Source organism: uncultured Chloroflexus sp. (genome assembly GCF_937129525.1).
Taxonomy (GTDB): domain Bacteria; phylum Chloroflexota; class Chloroflexia; order Chloroflexales; family Chloroflexaceae; genus Chloroflexus.
This window is the reverse complement of the sequence record NZ_CAKZNK010000020.1, coordinates 1-21,649: the sequence shown is the minus strand read 5'-3', so window position 1 is coordinate 21,649 and position 21,649 is coordinate 1. Positions and strand designations below refer to the sequence as shown.

General features: G+C 57.0%; 24 protein-coding genes and 1 pseudogene. 13 read left to right on the top strand and 12 right to left on the bottom strand.

The genetic code is table 11. From position 1 onward, the window contains the following. Positions 1-23 precede the first annotated feature (23 nt). From Q0650_RS01540 to Q0650_RS01510, 7 genes are all read left to right on the top strand, one after another. Positions 24-1,346, top strand: coding sequence for a hydroxymethylglutaryl-CoA reductase, degradative (locus tag Q0650_RS01540; protein WP_298815167.1), 1,323 nt, complete (start codon positions 24-26; stop codon positions 1,344-1,346). 230 nt (positions 1,347-1,576) lie between these two features. Beyond that, on the top strand, positions 1,577-2,626 hold the full coding sequence (locus Q0650_RS01535) for a hydroxymethylglutaryl-CoA synthase (protein WP_298815165.1): 1,050 nt from the start codon (positions 1,577-1,579) through the stop codon (positions 2,624-2,626). A 53-nt stretch (positions 2,627-2,679) separates the two neighbouring features. After that, on the top strand, positions 2,680-3,846 hold the full coding sequence (locus Q0650_RS01530; protein WP_298815162.1) for a thiolase C-terminal domain-containing protein: 1,167 nt from the start codon (positions 2,680-2,682) through the stop codon (positions 3,844-3,846). A gap of 78 nt (positions 3,847-3,924) precedes the next feature. Continuing rightward, positions 3,925-4,557, top strand: coding sequence for a Yip1 family protein (locus tag Q0650_RS01525; RefSeq protein ID WP_298815159.1), 633 nt, complete (start codon positions 3,925-3,927; stop codon positions 4,555-4,557). Next, positions 4,554-4,949: a Zn-ribbon domain-containing OB-fold protein gene (locus tag Q0650_RS01520; protein WP_298815156.1), complete on the top strand. Its 396-nt coding sequence runs from the start codon at positions 4,554-4,556 to the stop codon at positions 4,947-4,949. Before Q0650_RS01525 ends, Q0650_RS01520 begins: the two co-directional genes overlap by 4 nt. A gap of 221 nt (positions 4,950-5,170) precedes the next feature. Continuing rightward, the gene (locus Q0650_RS01515) at positions 5,171-6,619 is read left to right on the top strand and encodes an ATPase domain-containing protein (RefSeq protein WP_298815153.1); all 1,449 of its coding nucleotides are present in this window, start codon (positions 5,171-5,173) and stop codon (positions 6,617-6,619) included. Between the two features lie 64 nt (positions 6,620-6,683). After that, the gene (locus tag Q0650_RS01510) at positions 6,684-8,609 is read left to right on the top strand and encodes a PAS domain-containing sensor histidine kinase (protein WP_298815150.1); all 1,926 of its coding nucleotides are present in this window, start codon (positions 6,684-6,686) and stop codon (positions 8,607-8,609) included. A gap of 92 nt (positions 8,610-8,701) precedes the next feature. Here the strand turns inward: Q0650_RS01510 and Q0650_RS01505 are convergent, their stop codons facing one another. From Q0650_RS01505 to Q0650_RS01465, 9 genes are all read right to left on the bottom strand, one after another. Beyond that, positions 8,702-9,118, bottom strand: a complete 417-nt coding sequence (locus Q0650_RS01505; protein WP_298815147.1) for a rhodanese-like domain-containing protein — start codon at positions 9,116-9,118, stop codon at positions 8,702-8,704. Between the two features lie 121 nt (positions 9,119-9,239). Further along, positions 9,240-11,006, bottom strand: coding sequence for a SulP family inorganic anion transporter (locus Q0650_RS01500; protein ID WP_298815145.1), 1,767 nt, complete (start codon positions 11,004-11,006; stop codon positions 9,240-9,242). Positions 11,007-11,016: 10 nt separating this feature from the next. After that, a complete protein-coding gene (locus Q0650_RS01495) occupies positions 11,017-11,514 on the bottom strand; it encodes a protein tyrosine phosphatase family protein (RefSeq protein ID WP_298815142.1) in 498 nt (165 codons plus the stop codon). 38 nt (positions 11,515-11,552) lie between these two features. Further along, positions 11,553-11,921 (bottom strand): rhodanese-like domain-containing protein, encoded by a 369-nt coding sequence (locus Q0650_RS01490; RefSeq protein ID WP_298815139.1) that lies wholly within the window; start codon positions 11,919-11,921, stop codon positions 11,553-11,555. A 108-nt stretch (positions 11,922-12,029) separates the two neighbouring features. After that, positions 12,030-12,605: a DsrE/DsrF/DrsH-like family protein gene (locus Q0650_RS01485; protein WP_298815136.1), complete on the bottom strand. Its 576-nt coding sequence runs from the start codon at positions 12,603-12,605 to the stop codon at positions 12,030-12,032. Positions 12,606-12,658: 53 nt separating this feature from the next. Further along, complete coding sequence (locus Q0650_RS01480; protein WP_298815133.1) at positions 12,659-12,907, bottom strand: sulfurtransferase TusA family protein; 249 nt, start codon at positions 12,905-12,907, stop codon at positions 12,659-12,661. A gap of 76 nt (positions 12,908-12,983) precedes the next feature. Further along, entirely contained in the window at positions 12,984-14,165 is a 1,182-nt protein-coding gene (locus Q0650_RS01475; RefSeq protein ID WP_298815130.1) for an MBL fold metallo-hydrolase, read from the bottom strand. A gap of 160 nt (positions 14,166-14,325) precedes the next feature. After that, on the bottom strand, positions 14,326-15,105 hold the full coding sequence (locus Q0650_RS01470) for a TlyA family RNA methyltransferase (RefSeq protein ID WP_298815127.1): 780 nt from the start codon (positions 15,103-15,105) through the stop codon (positions 14,326-14,328). 1 nt (position 15,106) lies between these two features. Beyond that, positions 15,107-15,448 (bottom strand): hypothetical protein, encoded by a 342-nt coding sequence (locus tag Q0650_RS01465; protein WP_298815125.1) that lies wholly within the window; start codon positions 15,446-15,448, stop codon positions 15,107-15,109. A gap of 117 nt (positions 15,449-15,565) precedes the next feature. On the opposite strand from Q0650_RS01465, the gene Q0650_RS01460 reads away from it, so the two are divergent. From Q0650_RS01460 to Q0650_RS01450, 3 genes are read left to right on the top strand one after another with little or no spacing between them, the layout of a single operon-like run. After that, a complete protein-coding gene (locus tag Q0650_RS01460; protein ID WP_298815122.1) occupies positions 15,566-16,552 on the top strand; it encodes an energy-coupling factor ABC transporter permease in 987 nt (328 codons plus the stop codon). Continuing rightward, a complete protein-coding gene (cbiQ, locus tag Q0650_RS01455; RefSeq protein WP_298815119.1) occupies positions 16,545-17,336 on the top strand; it encodes a cobalt ECF transporter T component CbiQ in 792 nt (263 codons plus the stop codon). Before Q0650_RS01460 ends, cbiQ begins: the two co-directional genes overlap by 8 nt. A 31-nt stretch (positions 17,337-17,367) precedes the next feature. Next, positions 17,368-18,066 carry an energy-coupling factor ABC transporter ATP-binding protein gene (locus tag Q0650_RS01450; RefSeq protein WP_298815116.1) on the top strand — a complete coding sequence of 233 codons (699 nt, stop codon included), beginning with the start codon at positions 17,368-17,370 and terminating at the stop codon, positions 18,064-18,066. Positions 18,067-18,068: 2 nt separating this feature from the next. Here the strand turns inward: Q0650_RS01450 and Q0650_RS01445 are convergent, their stop codons facing one another. Then, the gene (locus Q0650_RS01445; RefSeq protein WP_298815113.1) at positions 18,069-18,578 is read right to left on the bottom strand and encodes an NUDIX domain-containing protein; all 510 of its coding nucleotides are present in this window, start codon (positions 18,576-18,578) and stop codon (positions 18,069-18,071) included. A gap of 333 nt (positions 18,579-18,911) precedes the next feature. Between Q0650_RS01445 and Q0650_RS01440 the strand changes: the two genes are divergently transcribed. The 3 genes from Q0650_RS01440 to Q0650_RS01430 all read left to right on the top strand — a co-directional run bounded on the left by Q0650_RS01440 (position 18,912) and on the right by Q0650_RS01430 (position 20,627). Next, positions 18,912-19,409, top strand: coding sequence for a glutathione peroxidase (locus tag Q0650_RS01440; protein ID WP_298815110.1), 498 nt, complete (start codon positions 18,912-18,914; stop codon positions 19,407-19,409). A 195-nt stretch (positions 19,410-19,604) separates the two neighbouring features. Next, complete coding sequence (locus tag Q0650_RS01435; RefSeq protein ID WP_298815107.1) at positions 19,605-20,024, top strand: NUDIX hydrolase; 420 nt, start codon at positions 19,605-19,607, stop codon at positions 20,022-20,024. A gap of 159 nt (positions 20,025-20,183) precedes the next feature. Next, positions 20,184-20,627, top strand: coding sequence for a hypothetical protein (locus tag Q0650_RS01430; RefSeq protein WP_298815105.1), 444 nt, complete (start codon positions 20,184-20,186; stop codon positions 20,625-20,627). A 134-nt stretch (positions 20,628-20,761) separates the two neighbouring features. Here Q0650_RS01430 and Q0650_RS01425 read toward each other — a convergent pair whose 3' ends face one another. Together Q0650_RS01425 and Q0650_RS01420 are read right to left on the bottom strand one after the other, a co-directional pair. Further along, positions 20,762-21,253 carry a plastocyanin/azurin family copper-binding protein gene (locus tag Q0650_RS01425; protein WP_298815288.1) on the bottom strand — a complete coding sequence of 164 codons (492 nt, stop codon included), beginning with the start codon at positions 21,251-21,253 and terminating at the stop codon, positions 20,762-20,764. Positions 21,254-21,369: 116 nt separating this feature from the next. Next, positions 21,370-21,649: pseudogene (locus Q0650_RS01420) on the bottom strand (hypothetical protein); the annotation flags it as partial.

The following is a 21,649-nucleotide window of genomic DNA, read 5'->3' as shown; positions in this document are numbered from 1 at the left end:
TAGAGTGAAGGAGGAGTCCTCGTATGGGGACCAAGAACTCTCGCCTGCAAGGATTTTACCAGCTTAACCCATTTGAGCGCCTGCAAATGGTCAGGTCGTTTGATGGTTTAGTTGATGAAGATTTGCGCGCGCTCCACGGTGGCAGTGGGGGTGCCCTCACGCTTGAGCGCGCCGATAAAATGATTGAGAATGTGGTTGGCACTTATAACCTGCCGCTGGGTATTGCAACCAACTTTCGCATCAATGGTCGCGACTACCTCATTCCGATGGTGGTCGAAGAGCCATCGATCGTAGCCGGCGCGAGCTATGCTGCGCGTCTGGCGCGCGATGGTGGTGGGTTCGAGACGAGCAGCACCGAGCCGCTAATGATCGGGCAAGTGCAACTGGTCAATGTTGCCGACCCCGATCAGGCTCGCGAGACGATACTGTCGCGCAAAGCCGAGATTCTGGCCCTGGCGAATGGGCAAAGCCGCTCATTGGTGACGCTCGGCGGCGGCGCGCGCGATGTTGAAGTGCGGTTCTTCCCTACCAGTCCAATGGGGCCGATGCTGGTTGTGCATTTGATCATTGACTGTCGCGATGCAATGGGCGCTAACGCCGTCAATACGATGGCTGAAGCGGTTGCCCCCTTGCTGGCCGAGATGACCGGCGGTCGGGTCTACCTGCGCATTCTCTCGAACCTGACCGATCGCCGGTTGGCGCGCGCTCGTTGCGTGGTGCCGGCAGCTTCACTGGCGCGCGACGGGCTGAGCGGTGAAGAGGTCGTGGAAGGTATTCTTTGGGCATACGCCTTCGCGGCAGTCGATCCTTACCGGGCAGCTACTCACAACAAAGGCATTATGAATGGGATTGACCCGGTGCTGGTCGCTACCGGCAATGACTGGCGAGCCGTTGAGGCCGGCGCTCACGCTTACGCCAGCCGTAACGGTCGCTACACTTCGCTCTCGCATTGGGAGCGTGACGAGCACGGGAATCTAGTCGGTACCCTGGAAATGCCGCTGGCTGTAGGGATTGTTGGCGGCGCGACCAAAGTTCATCCAACTGCGCAGGCCGCTCTGAAGTTGCTGGGTGTGCGCAGCGCCAGTGAACTGGCTGAGGTGTGCGTCGCCGCTGGTCTGGCCAACAATCTTGCCGCGATGCGAGCGCTGGCCTGTGAAGGTATCCAGCAAGGTCATATGAGCCTGCATGCCCGCCAGATTGCCTTAGCCGCTGGCGCTAGCGGCACTCTGGTTGATGAAGTAGCCCGCCGTATGGTGGCCGAACGCAATATCAAGCCAGCTCGCGCCGAAGAGATTATCGCCGAGCTGGAAGGCCGGCGTACCGTTGGCAATCCCATGAAGAACTAAATGCAAACGCCTCTGGCGGCCTGTTGAAACCGTAACAGGCCGCCATCTGTGTCACTGGCGACACAGAAACGCAGCAGGGTTGCCTTTGCCGCTGCCAGGCGGAGAAGTTTGTGCTGTCTTCCTGAGCAGAAACGGTTATAACCTGTGGCTTATTAAGCTTCGTCGCGCCGCGACGAGGGCAGGTTTGTATACCGTCTTTATTGCGCCATAACGAAGGAGAGCAATTGCCCATGATGAAACCTCAACAACCGACTGGTATCATCGGCTATGGCGTCTATATCCCGCGTTACCGCATTGCGGCCCGCGAGATTGCTCGTATCTGGACCGATGGTCAAAATGGGGTTCCGGTAGAAGCCAAGAGCGTGCCCGGTCCTGATGAAGATACGATCACGATGGCGATTGAAGCTGCGCGCAATGCGCTGGCCCGCGCAGCCATACCCGCCGAAGCGCTTGGCGCAGTCTGGGTGGGTAGCGAGAGCCATCCGTACAGCGTCAAACCATCAGGTACCGTGGTGGCCGAGGCGCTCGGCGCCGGTCCTTGGGTCAGTGCCGCCGACTGGGAATTCGCCTGCAAAGCCGGTTCAGAGGCGCTGACGGCGGCAATGGCGCTGGTGGGCAGCGGCATGCAACGCTACGCGCTGGCGATCGGCGCCGACACTGCGCAGGGTCGTCCCGGTGACGCGCTCGAGTACACCGCTTCCGCCGGCGCGGCAGCGCTGATCGTTGGACCCGCCGAAGAGGCGCTGGCAACAATTGATGCCACCATCTCGTATGTGACCGACACACCTGACTTTTACCGCCGCGCCGACCGGCCCTATCCGGTACATGGTAACCGCTTTACCGGTGAGCCGGCTTACTTCCATCAGATTCAGTCGGCAGCCGGCGAGTTGCTACGCAAGCTCAACCGCGCTCCCGCCGATTTTACCTACGCCGTTTTCCATCAGCCAAACGCCAAATTCCCTCAGACTGTCGCCAAACGGCTTGGTTTCACCGACAACCAGATCGGGCCGGGTTTGCTCAGCCCGAAGATCGGCAATACCTACTCGGGATCGGCCTTGCTTGGCTTGTGCGCCATCCTTGATGTTGCGCAGCCGGGCGATACCATCTTTGTCACCAGCTACGGGAGCGGGGCCGGTTCTGATGCCTACGCGCTCACCGTCACCGAAGCGATTCGCGACCGACGCGAACGAGCGCCATTGACGGCGGCATACCTCGCCCGCGCCGTGATGATCGACTACGCCATCTACGCCAAATGGCGCGGCAAACTGGTTATGGGATGACCGAAGCAAGGTGCGATACGAAACGACAACGACTTATCACTTGAGGAGTCGCTATGACCAACGTCTACATTATCGGAATGGGCGCTACCCCGGTTGGCGAGCATTACCAGCGCAGTCTGGCCGATCTGGCCAGCGAAGCGGCGCGCGCAGCGCTGGCCAGCGCGCCGGGAATTGCGCCCCACCAGATCGGCGCGCTCTATGTGGGTAGTGCCTTTAGCGAAGAGCTGTACGGGCAGAGTCAGCTTGGCGCGTATCTGGCCGGCGTATTGGGGCTGGCCTCCTCGGTACCGGCCTTCCGCATCGAAGCAGCCGGCGCCAGTGGTGGACTGGCGATCTATCAGGCCGTACAGGCCGTGCAGAATGGTTTACCGCTTGCGCTGGTCATCGGAGTCGAAAAGGTCACCGATCAGCTTGAAGACGCAATTGAAGCAGCGCAGGCAATGGCCAGTGACAGCAACGAAGAAGCGTTCCATGGCGTTACCCTGACAGCCCAATGGGCGATGCTCATGCGGCGCTACATGCACGAATACGGCTATAGCGCCGACGCCTTCGCGCCTTTCCCAATTAATGCCCACGCCAACGGGGCAAAAAATCCGCTCGCGCTCTACCGGTTTGCAATTGACGCTGCCAGGTATCGGAAAGCTGCTATGGTAGCTTCCCCGCTCAACCTGCTCGATTGCAGCACGCTGGCCGACGGCGCTGCCGCGTTGCTGATCGCTAGCGAACAGTTGGCCCGCGAATTCACCGGCCCGCGCATTCGCGTTGCCGGCTCGGCAGTGGCAACCGATCAGCCAGCGCTGCATCGCCGACGCAACCCGCTCGACCTCAACGCCGCTCGCGCCAGCGCGCACATTGCGCTGGGGCGCGCCCATCTCGGTGTTGGTGATGTTCATGTCTGGGAATTGACCGATCCGCATGGCATTGCCGCCACGCTTGCGCTCGAGGCGATTGGCTGCTACGAGCCGGGCACTGCCCCCCGTCACGCCGCTGAAGGCGCGATCGCACCCACCGGGAAAACCCCTATCGCCACCGCAGGCGGCTACAAGGCGCGCGGCGATGTGGGTGGAGCCAGCGGCGTCTATCAGGTGATCGAGATCGCGCGCCAGTTGAGCCATACTGCCGGCGCTACCCAGGTTGCTCATGCCCGTGTCGGCCTGGCCCAATCACTTGGCGGTATCGGCGCGACAGCGGTCAGCCATGTCTTGCTACGAGAGTCGTAATTCACCTCTTTACAGCGATAGTTGCGTAAGCTACAATAAGGCTGCCTTTCTCATTCTTGATAACAAAGGAGCATTACAGTGATCCAGGAAATGGTCAATGGCAGTATTGCTGTCCTTACGCAACCGTCGGTACAAACGTTCGAGCGCCACGAGCGCGACAACCTGGTGTGGGCGCTGATCTATGCTGTGATTGCCAGTATTATCAATGGTATCATCAACGTGCTGACAATCCCGCTTCAGATGAATGAGATGCGCGCTAGTTTGGAACAACTCGGTTTCGATAGCGCAACAATCGAGCAAACAATTGCCCAACAAACCAATCCAATCAGCCAAATCTTTGGCGGTGTTTTCGGCACCATCATCGGTTCGCTGGTTGTCTGGGGATTCATCTATTTGCTCGGGCGCGCGTTCGGCGGCACCGGCAGCTTTGGCGAGCTGGCGTGGGGTCTCTCTCTCTTCTCGTCGCCATTGTCTGTCGGGCAATTCATTGTGAATGTCATTCCGTTTGTCGGCCCGATCATCGCACTGGGTCTTGCCTTGTACGGCGTCTATTTGACCTATCTGGCAATTCAGTCGGGCATGAATTTGCCCGCGAATAAAGCGCTCTATATTGCCATCATTCTGGCAGTGATCAGCATTATAGCGGTTTGCTTGCTTTCAGGAATACTCGCACTTGCTGCTATTGCGCTTGGCGGAGGTTTTGCACCATGAGCATTGCGCGACACTGGCGCGAACGAACTGTTCGTTATCGTCTCGAAGGTCAGCGCCATCGCCACACCGGCGAAGTGCGCTTCCCGGTCCGCCCCCCTGCGCTGGATGAAGATCCCAATGACTGGGAACCTTATCAGCTTAGCGGTCTTGGCGAAATTTACAGTTTCAGCGTTATCCGACAGGCGCCAGCCGGTTTTGCCAGTCTCGGCATCTACCCGGTTGCGCTGGTGCGGCTGGCAGAGGGGCCGCTGGTGACGGCTCAGTTGACCGATTGTGACGAAGCCGATCTCGCGATTGGGATGCCCGTCGAAATGGTTACACGCCGCCTGATGGATACTGGCGAAGACGGCGTGTTGGTGTACGGCTATAAATTTCGCCCTTGCTTGCGGTAACATACTTTGAGTGAACGATCAGCCATGACGAGACGCCTGAAATGGCGTCTCGTTTGCATTACCAGAACGATTTTCCTTCAGACAAGCGGTTACCAACCAGATGGTGCGGGATCATCGCTTGACCAGATCTGATCGCTCAAATATCGCCCTCCCTCTTGACGCTTTTCGGTCTGGTCGTTAGGATACTCTCAGCATCGCTAATATGGGCACAGGAGAACCGCATGGACAATGCAACCGTGAACCGGCTCGCCACCGGAATCCCGGGTCTCGACGAAATTACCGGTGGTGGTCTGGTTCAGCATTACGCGTATCTGGTTCGCGGTGGGCCTGGAACAGGGAAGACAACACTCGGCCTCCACTTTCTGGCAGCCGGCGCAAACAACAACGAAGTGTCACTCTTCATCAGTCTGGAAGAGGCTGAAAACAACATTCGGCGGAATGCGGCCAGAGTTGGTATTGACCTCAGCCGCGTCCACATTCTCGATCTCAGCCCTTCCTCCAACTTTTTTGCTCAGACTGAAATCTACGACATCTTTTCTCCGGCAGAAGTTGAACGCGAACCTCTCACACGCCAGATCGTTACCACTATCGAGCAACTGCGTCCCGAACGAGTCTTTCTCGACCCGATTACTCAGTTTCGTTACCTCACGCCCGATCTCTTTCAGTTTCGCAAGCAGGTCATTTCGTTCCTCCGCTTTCTGGCCGAACAGCGCACGACAGTTGTGTTCTCGGCGGAAGATAGCGCCGCTTTCCCTGACGATGACTTGCAATATATTGCCGATGGAATCATTAATCTCGAATTAACTGAGAGCGGACGCTATCTCAATGTGAGCAAGATGCGAGGGTCAGCATTCGTGAGTGGCCGCCACGCAATGCGACTATCCGATCAGGGGCTTCAGGTTTTCCCGCGCCTGATCCCATCTGCTTTGCCGCCCGACCATAGCTTTGACCTGATTCCGGCAGGTGTGCCTGAACTGGATGAACTGCTATACGGTGGCATCGAGCGGGGTACCATTACGATAATTACCGGTCCTTCTGGAGTAGGTAAAACGACGCTCGGATTTCAATTTGTCAAGGAAGCCGCCAGTCGCGGCGAACGCTCGGTCGTCTTTTCGTTTGAAGAAGAGGTCTCAATCATGCTGCGACGCTGTGAAGCGGTTAACATTCCGGTCACAGCCATGCAGCGTCAACATCTGTTATTCGTGGAAAAGATTGAACCGCTGCGCTACAACCCCGACGAGTTTGCCCAATACGCGCGCCATGTCATTGATCGAGAGCAGATTAAAGTGGTGATGATTGATAGCGTCACCGGGTATCGCCTTTGTATGAAAGGCGAAGACCTGATCAGTCAGCTCCATGCGCTCAGCAAGTATCTGCAAAGTCGCGGCGTCACCGTGATTCTCATCATGGATACGGCTGATGTGGTAGGAAATTTCCAGGTGACCGACATCGGCGCCAGTTATCTCGGCGATAACATTATCTTTCTCCGTTTTCTTGAGATCAATGGCGAATTGCGCAAAGCTATTGGAGTGCTGAAAAAGCGTCTCGGTGATTTTGAAAAATCGTTGCGTGAATTTGCTATTTCACGATATGGCATTAAAGTGGGGAAACCACTGACAAATCTGCGCGGTATTCTGATTGGCGTTCCTACATGGAATGATAAAACCTGACGATACCTGTCAGCTCCGCGCAAGGCAGCACATTTTATTACATTCGCAACCGCAAGGCCATCATATGGTAAAAGATACCATCCTGCTCTTCCTCGCCAATTCCTCTAACCGGCGGCTACTCGGCGAGTGGTTGCAGCAACACTACATGGTCACGTATGGGCAGAGTGAGGCAGATTTGAAGTCGCCTTTTCAACTCTGCATTCTTGATGGCCCCATCCTCGACCGATACGAAGCAGCCATCCAGGAACGACGCGCGGCGGCTCATCCCATCTTTCTCCCCTTTCTGCTCGTTACGGGACGCAGTGATGTGCATCTGTACACTCGCCATCTCTGGCGCACAATCGACGAACTGGCGATCAGTCCCATTCAGAAAGCGGAATTGCAGGCTCGAGTCGAAATTCTGCTGCGCGCGCGGCGACTGGCGCTAGAGGTCAACCGGTTGCAACAAGCGCTTTTGACCAATGCCCAAACCTGGTTGCAACTGGCGGTGCAGGCCGCGCAGATTGGGTTGTGGGAATGGGATCTGGCCACCGACAGGGTCTTTTTCTCACCAGAATGGAAAGCCCAGATCGGGTATGCCGCCGATGAGCTGCCCGACACTTTCACCACCTGGGAAGAGCAACTCCATCCAGATGATCGAGAGCGTTGTCTTGACACCTTGCGCCGATACCTCAACCAGCCATGGCCAAATTTTGCCCTTGAATATCGGTTTCGCCATAAAGACGGGAGCTACCGCTGGATCCGGTCGCAAGCTGCGGCTATTTATGACCAGCACGGACGGATCACCCATATGCTTGGCGCTCATCTCGATCTGACCGAGCGCAAACAGATGGAAGAGGAACGACAACATCTCAGTGAGCAGCTTTTCCAATCACAGAAACTCGAGGCAATCGGCGCGCTGGCCAGCGGTATTGCGCACGATCTCAACAATCTGCTCGTGCCGATCATTGGCTTCGCCGAAATGGGCCTCCTGGAAGCGCCACCAGAGAGCGAGTTGTACCACGATTTCGACCAGATTCGCGCTGCCGGTATTCGGGCCACTGCTCTGACCCGCCAGATTTTGGCTTTTAGTCGCCGACAACAGCTTGAGCTGAAACCAGTTCATCTGAATCAGATAATCAGCGAGTTTGGATCGATTCTTCGGCGACTGATCGGCGAACGAATTCGGATCCTGCTCGATTTGAATCCGGCTTTGCCGACAATCCTGGCCGATACCGGGCAAATTGAACAGATCCTGCTCAATCTGGTGATCAATGCTCGCGATGCGATTGAAGGGCAAGGCGCAATTACAATCGCTACCTCGCCCGTTCAGATCGATCCAGAACAGATCCACCTGTTACCCAATCTTGCGCCAGGCACCTATGCCGCTTTGCAGGTCAGCGACACCGGCTGCGGGATTGACCCGGCGCTCTTGCCACGCATTTTCGAACCCTTCTTTACCACCAAACCACACGGGAAAGGCACCGGTCTCGGTCTATCGACCGTCTTCGGAATAGTGAAACAGCACCGCGGTCATATCGATGTGCAGAGCAAGCCAGGCCAGGGCACTACCTTTACCATCTATTTTCCGGCTCCTGGTGAAGACCAGCCTCAATCGGAAATGACACCTGCTATTGGTCACATGCCGGGTGGACACGAAACGGTACTGGTCGTTGAAGACGAACCGGCAGTTTTGCATCTGATCAGCAGCGCGCTACGCCTCCATGGGTATCTTGTGCTGGAAGCGATTGAACCACAGCACGGTCTGGCGCTTGCCACCAACCATGCTGGCCCGATCCATCTGCTGATCAGTGATTTGATGTTGCCGGTTATAAGCGGCTTAGAGCTGTATCAACGGATGCTCGACCTGCGTCCTGAATTGAAGGTACTGTTCATTTCAGCGCACACCGGTATCGAGCCGACAATTCCAGCAGATATGCCACTGCTGGCTAAACCGTTTACGTTGCAACAACTACTTCAACGCATTCGCGCGCTGCTTACCGCAGTATAACCAGCAGCGATGCTGCCGATGATGCGCAATCAGCGCATCATCGCTCTGGGCGCAAACCGCTTATGTGACATCGTGTCTTGCTACGATGGCGATCACGGTCCGACCACGATCGGATACCCGGCGGCCCGCCAGGCCCGCATGCCTCCCGCGACATTCACCGCCTCGAAACCGCGCGATCGAAGCAAATCGCAAGCAACTTCACTTCGATTCCCCGACCGGCAGATGCAGACAATCGGTTTATCGTCAGGCAACTCCTGCAAGCGCTGTTCCAGCTCTTGCAATGGAATGAGCGTCGCTTGCGCGATCCGTCCATCCTGGACAAACTCTTCCGGTGTGCGCACATCAAGCAAAAAGAAGTTCTCGCTGTTATCGAGCATTGTCCTGAGCTGACCAACGTTGATGTCGGTCGGCAGCGTAGTAGACGCAACCGGTGTCGTCGTTGTTGTTGCGCTACAGGCAGTTAATCCGCCAATCAAGACGATCATTGCCAGCAGGAAGAAACGATACATCGTTTTACCTCGCATTCAACGACCCATATGATGCATGCGTGATAGCAAATGGCGGCAGCGGTACGCCGGTCCGGGCCTGTCTGCCAGATGAAACCCCTTCTGCCCAAACCGGCAATCCCGCTTAATCCCGGCAACCTAACGCAAGCATAGCGGCATGGGTCGTGATATGAATATGATCCTGACCGATCTTTGTCAGCAACTCCGACTGACTTAGCCGATCCATAACCGGGCCTTTAATATCGGCCAGATGGAACTCAACACCGGCGTCACGCAGCTCATCGATCAGGTGATCGAGCGTATGCAAGGCGCTGGAGTCGATAAAATTGATTGCGGAACCAATCAGAACCAGATGCTTCACTTCAGGTCGTTCGGCCACGATCCGCAACAGCGCCTGCTCGAGATAGCGCGTATTAGCGAAGTAGAGGCTCTCGTCAACCCGCACTGCCACAACGTGCGGCCACGTCTTGACCGGATGCCGCTCAACATTGCGGTAGACTTCGCTATCTCCCAACCGCCCAACAATCGCGATGTGAGGTCGGCTGGTGCGCCAGAGGTAGAGTACCAGCGCCGTGGCGACACCGATAAAGATACCGGTCTCAATCCCGAGCGCAAGCACGGAAACGAAGGTGATCAGCCACGTAAAAGCATCGCCGCGATTGGTGCGCCAGATACGTTGCGGTTCCCGCAGATCAACCAGGCCGATCACGGCGACGATCACCGTTGCCGCTAGCACAGCCTGCGGCAGGTAGTAGAAGACCGGCGTGAAGAAGAGCAGGATGAGCGCGATGCCTGCCGCTGTCACCAGCGAGGCCAGACCGGTGATTGCGCCAGCCTGCGCGTTGACGACTGAACGGGCGAAGCCACCCGTCACCGGATAGCCACTGAAGAAGCTGGCGGTGATGTTAGCGGCTCCCAATGCCACCAATTCCTGATCGGGATCGATGGCCTGGCGGCGCTTGCTGGCCAGCGCTTTGGCCACTGCAATCGACTCGACGACGCTCACCAGCACAATCGTCAGCGCCGTGGGCAGCAATGCCTGCGCATCAGCCATTGTCATCGCCGGCGTACTGATCGGCGAAAATCCCGCCGGAATTGCGCCCACAATTGCCAACCCTGCCGTCTGATCGAGCTGGAAACTCAACGCGACGATAATGCCAAGCATGACGGACAGCAAGGGAGCGCCGCTGACAATCAGAGTCACGGCCAGTGGCGGCAATCCGGCCCGGCGCAACAATGGCCGCAGCCCTTGGCGGAAAAAGATCAGCAGGCCAATACTGGCCAGGCCGATCGCGAGCGTCACCGGATTGGTCTGACTCAGCCCAGCGATAGCCTGAGCAATCGTTTCGTACAGATGCTCGCCGCCAATAGGGTAGCCAAGAATATATTTCAACTGGCCGATAGCGATAATCAGCGCCGAGGCGCTGGTAAAGGCAGCCAGCACCGGGTGCGAGATGAAATTGAGGATAACGCCTAACCGCAAAACACCCAGCGCAAGCTTGATCGCGCCAACCATAAAAGCCAGCAAGAGAACGAGCTGAATATACCGTTCACTCCCCGGCGTGGCCAAAGCGCTGACACCGTGGAAGACCAGGAGCGATGTGATCGCTACCGGACCCACCGAGAGCTGACCTGAGGTGCCAAGCAACGCATAGACGATCAATGGCGCAACCGAGGCGTAAAGGCCGATCTGCGGTGGCAGACCGGCCAGTTGGGCATAGGCCATGCTCTGCGGAATGAGCATGATGGCGGTTACGATACCAGCCACCACGTCGCTGGGTAAATGCTCGCGTCGATAGTAGCGCAGCCAGCGCAGAGCAGGCAAATAGCGATAGATCATTGCCAGCAGCGCTGTCTGCACCTCAGGATGACGGGCAGAAACGGGCGCCATACATCACTCCCTAGATCTGGTCACCGGCGCGATCGAAGAAATCACCGGCGCAGAACTCAAAGGTCTCCATGGCATCTTCATCATACCCGGCAGCGCGCAGCTCAGCTTCAGTCTGCTCGCGCGTCCAGCCTTGATGCACGATCCGGTAAAGCATCCAGATCAGGCCGACCCGGGTAGCGCTACGGCAGTGGAAAACCAGCTTACCCGTTTCCGGATCCTCGACAATGCGAGCAAACTCGGCCAGATGCTCCGGCTCAAGCTCGTAGGCCGGCCAGGGCGCGTGAATGTAGCGCAACCCGGCGGCGCGCGCGTTGGCCGCCTGCACTGCCGCCCGTTCGGGATCGCTGCGAATATTCAAGACGGTTTTGTAGCCGGCCTCGGCGAAGCGTTGCCAGTCTTCCGGCTGCGGTTGCGCAGCCAGCAAGACCGTATCGGTCACCGCGTAGCTGCGCAGTGGCGCGACTTCGGTCTGGTGTTGTAGAGCATTGCAAGATGTCTGCTGTTGCATAGATGTATCCTCAGAGAAGGCAGCGCGCTGCCCTCCACTTAACGCTGACGATTAACCGGATAACCGGCGCGCTGCCAGGCAATCATCCCACCCACGACATTGGTTACGTTGGTAAAGCCATGGCGCTGAAGCATCTCGCACGCAACTTGACTGCGATTCCCCGAACGGCAAATGCAGACGATAGGCTGATCTTTCGGCAATTCATTCATGCGCATCGCCAAAACCGGCAGCGGCAGCAACCGCGCGCCAGACACGTGGCCATCGTAGGCAAACTCTTCGGGCTGGCGAACATCGACCAGCACCATTGAGGTATGCGCATCCAGTTGAGCTTTCAATTCCTGCACGGTCATCGTGCCAATCTGATTTGATTGCACTTCACGCACATTACGAAACAGTTGTCGAAACATGGTCTCATTATCCTTTCACAATAAATGACGGCGCGTTCATCCCTGCGTGAGTGATCGCGCCGTCGCCGATCAACCTTTCCTCTTTAGTCGGCTCTGACTTTTGCAGATTTAAATGAACAGAGTTACCTTTGAGCGAGCGGCATCGCCGAGGAAGGTTGCCACGCCACCCGTTTCCAGCCCTTCCACCAGCTCTTCGTCTTTGATCCCAAGCAGCTCGCGCGACATATCGCAAACAACCATGCGCACGCCAAGCTCGCGCGCCATGGCAAACAACTCCTCTGGCGAAGCGACATCGTGCTTCTTCATCAAGCCACGAATGATCTGCGCGCCAGCGCCAAAGAAGTTCATCTGCGACAGGCCCAGTTCACCCAGCTTGCCCGGAAGCATTGCCGTGAAGCCCTGTTCGAGCAGATTCTTGCCGCTGAAAACCTTCTGCTTCTTGACCGCGCTGATGCCCCAGAAGGTAAAGAACATGCTCACTTCGAGACCCATCGAGGCGGCGCCGGTGGCGATGATAAAGGCGGCAATCGCCTTGTCGAGATCGCCGGAGAAGACGACCATCGCCAGCCGATCTTCAATCCCCTGCGCCGGTGACTGCTCGAGCGCGGCTACCCGCTGTTCGAGTTCAGCAATCCGTGCCAGCAGGGCCTGCGTATCAACGGCTTCCGTCATCGGTGTTGTCATTGCTTTTCATCCTTTACTTGCCAGTTTTACCATCCGGGAGCCATCGGTTTATCTTACGCCGTGCGGCGCAGATAGTGAACGTAGAGTTCCTGACCGTTTTCTTGCACCGTCTCCTGCGCGATCAACTCTACATTCTTAGCCGTCTTTACCCAACCCTGAAAATCGGCCACCGAACCACGATCGGTCGAAATGACCTGCAAAACCTGCCCAACCGGCAGCTCGCTAATCGCCTTGCGGCTCTTAACCAGCGGCATCGGGCACTTGGCGCCTTTCACATCCAATGTCTGATCAAAGTGAGGCATATCAGGTTCTCCTCCTTATTGCTGATGGCGGCAGCAGGAAGCTCTGCCGCCATTCCTATGCTCAATCTTACTATATTTACTCGGCCAATGCGCAGATATTCTTGCCCAATTCAAGCTCGCTTGCCTTGCCTTCACACGGCTCAACCAGGCCGATATTCACCCGCTTGATCTCAACGTACTCTGGCGGGAAGACGGGCAGATGGCTAAGCACGAAGCTGGTAAACTCTTCCAGCGAGCGCGGCTTGAGGCTATCATTCTGGCTCAGCACCTGCTTGTACGGAGCGGCAAAGATTCCGTTACCGGCATCCTCATCGAGCGTGCTAAAGTGGGCAGGCAAGATAACCGTCTCATCGGTCAGGTAGCGGGGCAATCTTTCGAACATGCTGCGGTACAAAATGGGCGTCCACGCTTCGCCTTTGCCGCCAAGGTCGGGGCGTCCAAACGAGCGCAGGAAGATACCGTCACCGGTGAACAGATAGCGCCCACCATCCGGCGTTTCGGCGAGGAAATTGACCTGACCGAGGGTGTGACCGGGATACCAGATGGTCGTGATCCGCACCTGTCCGATCTGGAAGACCTGCCCGTCGCGCAGCGGCTCGTAGGCAATCACAGCCGGCAACATATCGATCGGGTGAATGGCGTCGTAGGGATGGACGTAGTAGGGCGCGCCGGTCTCTTTCGACAACGCCGGGCCACCACTGATGTGATCGGCATGAACGTGAGTATCGAGGATAGTGGTCAGTTTGGCGCCAGCGCTTTCGATTAGTTCACGGTAGACATTGATATGGCGGAGCGGATCGACCAGCGCTGCCTGACCATCGCTGATGATAGCAAAGCTGAGATCGCCACGAGCGGGACGAGCAATCTGCACGATCCGGCCCCAGCTTGCGTTCACCACGTCGCGCGTATCGTAGTAGTTGCCCCAACCGATCATACCATCCGTCAGTGAGACCGCGCGGTAGCCGTGGTTGTTGAGCACCTCAGCCACGTACTGCGATGCGCCCCCCTTGGCGCAAATCACGACTACTTCCTCGACATCCTTCGGCAAGCGGGCCAGCGCTGCCTCTTCGTCTTCGATGAAGTCGTAGTAGGGCAGGTTGAGCGTGCGGAGCGTTGCATGCCCCTCAACAGGCATGCGCTTGAACTCGTCTTCGTTGCGCACATCGAGGATGAAGAGCGGCTGCGCACTCAACAGGCGGGCATACAGTTCGCGGGGAGAAATCTCAGTGACAGTCGATTGATCTTGTGTGAACGTCATTGCTCGTAAACCCTTTCGTTTTTTGTGAACCACTACACTTTTTTGGCTCACCTGTAGCATACCTGACAAACGTTAGGGTCATACGAGGGTTTTGTAAGGGTTTGGTAAGGAATGTGGATCGGTCATTAACCTGGGGCGCGGTGGTGGTGAATGCGTCCACTCACCGGGCAACACAACCGGCAATGGCGCGCGCCATATCGAGTGGCGGACGATCAGGGTGAAAGAGGGCGAGAAATTCAACATTTCCTGCCGGGCCAGTAATCGGCGAGCGGGTCAGACCGGCTGGATTGAGCTGGAGAGTTGCGGCAAATGTGAGAATGTCGCGGATGACCTGCTCGTGAATGGCCGGATCGCGCACCACGCCACCTTTGCCTACATGCTGTGGGCCGGCTTCAAACTGAGGCTTGATCAGCGCAACAATCCATGCTGTTGGCGTAATCAGGCGTTGCACTGCCGGCAAGACCAGCCGCAGTGAGATGAAACTCACATCGATCACGGCGCAATCGGCCAGCACTCCGCCGGGTAACGCCGTGAGATGGCGAATATTGGTGCGCTCAAGCGCAATCACGCGCGGATCGTTCCGCAGCCGCTGATCGAGAATGCCGTACCCCACATCAACCGCAAAGACGCGCGTCGCGCCACGTTGCAACAGCACATCGGTAAAACCGCCAGTCGAAGCGCCTGCATCTAACGCCGTCAGACCGGCAGGATCAAGCGCAAACTGATCAAGGGCATGGGCCAGTTTGAACCCGCCGCGACTGACGTAGGGCAATCCACTCCGTAGCTCAATCTGAACGCCAATATCGACCATCGTGCCGGCTTTGGTCTGCACATGACCGTTGACCAGTACCTGCCCGGCCATAATCAACGCTTGCGCTCGCGCTCGCGTTTCGGCCAGGCCACGTTCTACCAGTAAGGTATCAAGCCGTTGCCGGGCCATACTACGCTTCTCGCCGCAGTTCAACTTCGAGACGGGTAATCTCTTCTTCCAGTTCGGCGACCATTGCCTGCAACCATTCGGGTGGAGGATTGTGAGGATCGTGCAATTGTGAGCGTAACGCGCGTAACTGGCTCCGCCGGATCCGCAACTGTTCCCGAATCGTCGCCACTCGATCTACCGGTTGCGGCGCCGGCGGCAACGGCTGACCGGACAAATAATCGGTGACCAGCTCGGTGAGCAGGTCATCCAGCTCAATCCCACGCTCGCGAAGCAACCAGTAAAGGTGCTCGCGCTGCGCTTCGGTCAGCCGAATACGAGTTGGAATGGTGTAGTGTCCGCTCATAACAAGCGCATTATATCGTATGGCAACAATTGCTGTGAAGCAGGTAACGTATAATGTTAAGAGATCTCCATCAGAGAGAGTTGATTATCATCATTTGAACCATGGAGAGGCTTTGTTATGTGGTGGTACTGGTTGGCGGAACATCTCTCCTTAGGGTTGCACATCCCCGATGGCTTTTTGCATGCACCGATTGCATTGCTCTGGTGGGTACCGACGGTGATCGCGATCGGGGTTGCCACCCGGATCGTGCAGCGTTCATTCGATGAGCGAACGGTACCATTCATGGGTGTCATGGCGGCGTGCATCTTCGCCGCGCAGATGCTCAACTTCCCCATTGCCGGCGGCACCTCCGGTCACCTCCTCGGTGGCGCGCTGGCGGCCATCGTGTTGGGGCCGTGGGCCGGGATGGTCGTGATGACCTGTGTGATTGCCTTGCAAGCGATCCTCTTTCAAGATGGCGGAATTGTCGCAATGGGCGCAAACATCTTTAACATGGGAGTTGCCACGGCAGCGATTGGCGGATGGCTGGCGCGGCCACTCCTCATCCGCAATGGGGAATGGACGACAAACCGGGCGCGCATCGGATTGGTCGCCGGCATTGCCGGCTGGCTTTCGGTGATGGTTGCGGCAGCCCTTACCTCCGCGCAGCTCGCGCTCTCTGACCTGCCTGCCACTATCGTCTTTCCAGCGATGATGAGTGTGCATGCCATCATCGGGATCGGTGAAGGATTGATCACAGCGGCAGCAGTGCTCGTTTTGGTCGGCGCTCGACCCGATCTGCTCACCGCCGGCACACCGACCGCCGATACCGGCAGGCGAACGATCGTTGTCGGCACGATCTTGGCCGCAATCCTCGCCACGTGCGCGCCGCTTGCCTCATCGGATCCCGATGGCTTAGAGCGGGTTGCTGAGGATACCGGATTTATCGAACGCGCAACGGATGCGCCCTATCAGCTATTGCCCGATTACACCATTCCGTGGCTCGGCGAAACGTCGCTCTCGACCATCATTGCCGGTCTCATCGGGGTGATGGCGCTGATCGGGCTGATCTGGGGTCTGGCCATCATCCTGCGCATGCAATCAACCCAACGCTCGAATGGTTGAGGAAGTCGTCATCGAACCACCGGCAAGCGTAACCGGCTTTGCGGCCCGCGATGGCCGGGTCAAAACATGGCTGGCACTGGGATTTGTGTTTACCCTGGCCTGGATTCCGGCGGGAGCCTGGGACGCGCTGCTCGGCGCTGCACTGGCGCTCTGGCTGGCGATAAGCTGGGGTGGGCCAGGATTGATTGCCATCTGGAGGCGATCACTGGTGGCATTCCCCTTTATGCTTGCCGCGCTCACCCTGACCATCGCCCGCCCCGGCACGCCACTGGCTCAGATCACCATCGCCGGCCAGGAGATTGCGATCACCGATGCCGGGGTCGTCGCCGCCGCGACTGTACTGGGGAAAGCATGGTTATCAGTGCAGGCCATCGCTGCCCTGATCGCTACCACTCACTTCAGCGAACTCTTGCTGGGACTGGCCGCCTTGCGCGTGCCAAATGTACTGATTATGATCCTCGGTGTCGCTTACCGATACCTCTTCGTGTTGCAAGACGAAGCGATCCGGATGCTACGCGCGCGCGACAATCGCCGCGCGGCCTTACCGGATCGGCGCGCCGGACGCAGCATCGCCTGGCGGGCGATGATCACCGGACGCATGGCGGCGACACTCTTCCTTCGCGCCTACGAGCGAAGTGAACGGATCTATGCCGCAATGCTGGCCCGTGGCTACAACGGTCACCCAACACTTGCCGCGCGACCACCGCTCCAGCGCGCTGACTACCTGCTTTTGATTGGCGGCGGGGTCTGGTTTGTCATTCTGCTGATCATTGCCGCCACTTGAAACACGCATCGCAACGTGTCACCAATCAGTTATGCTTACCATCGCTAAACTCATCTACCACTATCCCGATGGCACTCCGGCACTGCGTGGCATCGACCTCACCATCAACGCCGGGGAAAAGGTTGCCCTGCTCGGCGTTAACGGCGCCGGTAAGAGCACACTCCTGCACCATCTCAATGGCACGCTGCGCCCCACCAACGGCACGGTGGTTGTTGATGGTCTGCCGGTCATCCCGCGAAACTTGCCAAGGATTCGGTCACTGGTGGGAGTTGTCTTTCAAGATCCCGATGACCAGCTCTTTTCGCCAACCGTATTTGAAGATGTAGCCTTTGGGCCGCTGCATTTGGGCCTCGCCCTCACCGAAGTCGAGCAGCGCGTCCGGAAGGCATTAGCGGCAGTGGATATGAAAGGCTACGAACGGCGTCCGCCCCATCGGCTCAGTCTTGGGCAACGCAAGCGTGTGGCGCTGGCGACCGTGTTGTCAATGCAACCCAAACTGCTTGCGCTTGATGAACCATCAGCCGGTCTCGATCCGCGAGGGCGGCGCGAATTGAGCGAACTCCTTCAAGCATTGCCGCAAACAATGCTGGTTTCCACGCATGATCTCACGTTTGCGCAGGCCACCTTCCCCCGCGCAGTGGTGCTGGCCGAAGGTCAGGTCGTGGCCGACGAAGCAACAGCAACGCTGCTCGCCGATCATGACCGACTGACCCGCTTCGGACTGGCATAAAATTATGTCAATGGACGCCACTGGCGAAGCTGTGAAAAGAAACGATGCACCATTTCAGTGTGGAGGGGAAAGGCCAGCTCAACCGGCGCATTGATAATCACGCGCTCGGCGGCTTCACTGTTGGGAAGAAAGACTGGTAGATCCTCGTTGCGCAGGTGTGGACCTATCCCAAACACTAGCAGATAGCCATCCGGCGTGCTCCGAGCAGCAAAATCGCTGATCAAATCGGGATCAACCTCGACTCCAGCCTCTTCGTACAACTCACGAGCCGCAGCATCTTGCCAGCGTTCTCCCATTTCGATGAACCCACCGGGTAACGCTAACTGTCCACGTCGAGGATAAGCAGCCCGCCGAATCAACAACAGTCCTTCATCAACCGGCTGTAACAGTAAGACTACCGGCAAGGGATTGCGATACGTGGTACTGCCGCAATGGGTACATATACGCGGCCACGACTGATGTTCGACAAAGGGATGACCGCAGAATGAGCAAAACGAGTGTTGGCGATACATGACTTCCCGGGCAACGAGCAACGGTTCCAACAAGTATTGTAGTATAACATAAATAGCGTGCGATACACCGCATCCAGCGCATAAACCAACTCGGAAGCTCGACCGGGCAATCTCATCGAGTCAGGAAGATCAAAAGCTTCACGGCAAGCGCGCAGATCTTTACTGGCATTAAGGTTCTGCTTTTGCCGGTCTTCCATCGGCACGTTGTATTTCTGCCGGATTATGACCGGCTGAAATGTGGGCAAACCGCGCAATTGCGTCCTTGTTCAATTTGGATTTTGCAGTCATAATACATGTGAAACTTACCATTCCATACGTCAGGGAGCTGCCAGTATGCCAGTATATCAATTCTCCGCCGAGCGGATCGATGGTACCCTCCAATCACTGGCCGACTATCGCGGTCAGGTGCTGCTTATAGTCAATGTGGCCAGTATGTGTGGTCTGTCACCGCAATACGCCGGGCTAGAACAACTCTACCGTCGCTACCGCGATCAAGGCTTCGCCGTGCTTGGTTTTCCGAGCAATCAATTCCTGCAAGAACCCGGCAGCAATGAGTCGATAGCCCAATTCTGCGAGCGGACGTATCAGGTCACGTTTCCGCTTTTCGCTAAAGTTGATGTAAACGGTCCCAACGAACATCCGCTGTTTACCTATCTCAAAACTCAGCAGCCGGGTCTATTCGGCAGCACAGCGATCAAATGGAACTTCACCAAGTTTCTGGTTGACCGCAATGGAAAGCCGCGCCGACGCTACGCGCCGACCGATCTGCCATCGCTGATCGAAGACGATATTGTCGCTTTGCTTCGCCAGAAACCTGCCACTGTCAGCTAGATCCACCCCTCGCTGACAGGCGCGCAGCCGGTCTATCGTACCGTACCGGGCGATAGACCGGCTCTGCTTTTCCCAACACACACAACCTGAACGTTATAGTAATGATCACTTCAGTAGCCAGCTTAAATGTTGTATGATACTGGGCAAAATTCATGACAAGGCTAACTTGAGCCTGTGAAGTGAAAGCAGGCGCATATGAAAGCTATCCGTGGCGTTGGCGCCGTGGTATTCCGTCTTCGCCCCGATCAAACCATCGAGATTCTGCTCATCCGTAAACGAAAGGGCTTTTGGTCATTGCCCAAAGGTAAGCTAAAACCGGATGAGTCGCCACTCTCGACAATAGTGCGCGAAGTTTATGAAGAGACCCGCGTCACTGCTGAAGTGATTGATATTATCGGAAATGTCGATTATTTGATAAATGGGCCACGTGGAAAGCATCGCAAGATGGTCGATTACTATCTGCTGCGAGCGACAAAAGGTCACGCTCGACCTACTGGCGGCAGCGAACAGATTGTGGCCGTCGAGTGGGTGCCCCTGGCTGAGGCGATTGAACGTCTCCAACGTCCACGTTTGCGGGCGATTGTGCGCGCAGCGCAGTCTTGGTTTAGCGGCTAAGCATTAAAACAGGCCCGGCAACACATTGAATACCTGATGAAAGTTCGATGCCTCAACTGCTGCACGAAAGATGCCCGGTCAATTCATGTCTTATGCACAGAACTTATGTCAAAACGGCGTGCTATAATATCCTTGTATTAACGGGAAGGAAGGCGGGCTATGGATGAGATTTCCGCTACCGAACTTGCGCGCCAGATCGAACAACACCGACAAACCATTGCCGAACGAGTTGCCGGTCGCCTTTTACGCGCATTTCCCGAACTGGCTCATACTCTGCGCCTCGAAGAACAGTACGGCCCGGTTGAGCGGATGGCCGAGGTATCGGTTCGTCCGCTTAGTGATCTGATTCGGGCAATGCTTTTGTTCAACGCGCTGGAGATTGCTGAAACTGAACTGCGCTGGGCGCGCGGCGTGCTGCCCCGCTGGGGTGTATCTTACGAACATACCACCACGATGATTCGCTGGTACTTCGAAGAAGTTGGGCGGCTGCCGCTTTCACCCGCTGCTCGCGCCGTGGCTGCTGAGGTTGAGCAACATCTTCTCTCCTTGATGATCCGTCTCTACCGTTCGACAGAGTCGCACCAGCGCACTGTTGCCGTCTAATCCCAGAAGCGAAACGGTAAAGGGCGCGACAACCCGCGCCCTTCGATCATTCACCTGCTGGACTATGCCTGAACGACATCAGAGGCGCAGCAAACTGTGTCTCCGAATACAGGCATAGCTCAACTTTTCCGCGTTTAATTAACAATCAGCTTGCCCTGCATCAACGGATAGTGACCCGGCACGGTGCAGATGTAAAGGTACGTGCCGGCAGCCGGCGCAGTGAAGGTCACCTCCACCGTCTCATTGCCGTTAGCCAGCGGTGACTCGGCAATGATATTGCTCTTGTCAGCCGGCAGGTAGTTAGCCGCAGGCCCGGCGCTCATGCCAGCATTGGCAATCGCGGCTGCCTCAGCATCGCCACCGCGCACCAGGATCCAGTTGTGCTGCTGCACCGCCGAGTTGTTCTTAAACCGCAACGTAACCTGCTGGCCGGCAGCAACAGTCAGTTCAGTCTTGTCAAAAGCCAGTTCTTCACCCTTTGAGCCGATCTCCAGCGTTACCGGCCCGCTGCTTGCGCCACCACCTGCACTACCACCACCACTGCTCGAACCGCCACCGCATGCTGTCAGCGCCATTGCCAGCGCAGCCAGTACTGCAAGAGCCATTAGTCGAAACCAAATCTTCATCATTTTGTCCTTCCTTGTGGCATCTATCACAAGATTGTGTCGCAACATTTATACCACTATCACAAATCTTGTCAAGCAGCTCAGGAAGGCAGATGAAGACCTTAATCTGATTGAAATTATTCCTGATCTTTATTACGGCGCGGTCGCTCTGTTCGCGGCGACGATGTGGCTCGATCCGGTCGCGTCGAACTACGTGAAGCTGAGCCGCGCGGCTGACTGACGCCCTGTTTCGGCGTTGGTGAGGTTCGCTCACGCCCTCCACGTCCTACCCGACCCTCGCTCCGCTCCCGCGCCGGACGGCTCCCCTCCTCGCGCCAGCTTCGCCCTTCGCTCCGCTCCCGCGCCGGACGGCTCCCCTCCTCGCGCCAGTTTCGCCCTTCGCTCCGCTCCCGCGCC